Here is an 855-nt window from a genome sequence, read left to right as displayed (position 1 = left end):
GGCCCCGCCCCGCGCGCGGGAGGACCGGCCACCGGGGCGGACCGTGCTGCCGCGGCGGCCCCCGCAGTACAGTGCGGTGAACAGTGGGGTGCAGCCGACCGCAGTGCACTCCGATGGACTGTGCCATTCGCTGTATTGGACGGAACGTGTCGGACCTCGACCAGCTCGCGCAGTCGCTCGCCCGCAACCTCAAGCGGTGGCGCGGTGAGCGCGGCTTCACCCTCGACGTGCTCGCCGCCCGGGCGGGGGTCAGCCGAGGCATGATCATCCAGATCGAGCAGGCCCGGACGAACCCCAGCGTCGGCACCACCGTGAAGCTCGCCGACGCGCTCGGCGTCTCCATCACCACGCTCCTCGACCACGAGCAGGGCCCGCACGTCCGCCTGGTGCCCCCGGAGAAGGCCGTACGGATGTGGTCCACCGACCGGGGCAGCAGCACCACGCTCCTCGTCGGCGCCGAAGCCCGGGGCCCCCTCGAACTGTGGTCGTGGACACTGGTCCCCGGCGACTCCCGCGCCTCCGACCCCCACCCCGACGGGACCACCGAACTGCTCCACGTCACGGCGGGCGAACTCACCCTCGCCGTCGACGGGGTGGAGCACCGCGTACCCGCCGGGACCTCGGCCGTCTTCGAGTCGAACGTGCCGCACGCGTACCGCAACGACGGTGCCGGCACGGTCGAGATGACCATGGCGGTCTCCGTCCCGCCCGTACGCTGAGACGGCCCGCCGCCCGCACGCCGGCCATTGCTAGCGTGACCGCATGCGCGCACCCATCGGAGACTTCGACGAGGCCCGCCCGGCCCCCGACTGCCTCGACCGGATCGTCGCGCCCGTCGCCGACGCCGTACGGGCG

1 protein-coding gene and 1 pseudogene are annotated in these 855 nt (G+C 73.3%); both read left to right on the top strand.

Annotated features, from left to right (window positions below; all coding sequences use genetic code 11):
* Positions 1-146 precede the first annotated feature (146 nt).
* Positions 147-719: a helix-turn-helix domain-containing protein gene (locus A4V12_RS23015; protein ID WP_064071318.1), complete on the top strand. Its 573-nt coding sequence runs from the start codon at positions 147-149 to the stop codon at positions 717-719.
* A 43-nt stretch (positions 720-762) separates the two neighbouring features.
* A pseudogene (locus tag A4V12_RS40015) lies at positions 763-855 on the top strand (YbaK/EbsC family protein); the annotation flags it as partial.

The sequence above is a fragment of the Streptomyces noursei genome (assembly GCF_001646665.1).
GTDB lineage: Bacteria > Actinomycetota > Actinomycetes > Streptomycetales > Streptomycetaceae > Streptomyces > Streptomyces lavendulocolor.
This window is presented reverse-complemented; position numbering and strand designations above follow the sequence as displayed.